General features: G+C 61.0%; 1 protein-coding gene. It reads right to left on the bottom strand.

Annotated elements, in window-relative coordinates; translation table 11 throughout:
* Window positions 1-439: transposase (locus MKD50_RS30635; RefSeq protein ID WP_252669806.1), on the bottom strand; the 439-nt coding region annotated here is incomplete at both ends.

The raw sequence follows: 439 nt of genomic DNA, 5'->3' as shown, positions 1-439 counted from the left end.
ATCACCGCGCACCATCACCTGACGCATGCGCCCCACGGTCTTGACCCACCCGAAGCCCTGTTCGATCAGCTTGCGCTTTTGTTGCGAGACGGCATAACCGGCGCTGGAAGCAATGGCATCAGGAACGGCCGAGCGACGACCCGATGTGTTCTGCGCCACGTGGGGCGTCACCTTCATTTCCAGGCAGGCCTCAATGAACTCGTGCGCGTCATAGCCCTTGTCCGCGCCCACGGTGACTTCCACATTCAGGTCTTCAATCACCTGCCTGGCATCGTTAAGCATGACCTTTGCGGCCTCCCGCTCGGCGTGTCCGTCCGCCTTGGTCACCATGGCGCTAACCACCAGGCCATGGCGGTTGTCGCTCAGGGTATGACCCATGTAGCGCAGCTCACTGGATGTCTTGCCCTTGCGGTAGAGCTTGGCATCGGGATCGGTCTTG

It is taken from the genome of Cupriavidus mimosae, assembly GCF_023952485.1.
GTDB lineage: Bacteria > Pseudomonadota > Gammaproteobacteria > Burkholderiales > Burkholderiaceae > Cupriavidus > Cupriavidus taiwanensis_C.
Note: the sequence above shows the minus strand (reverse complement) of the source record. Positions and strands in the feature narration are given on the sequence as shown.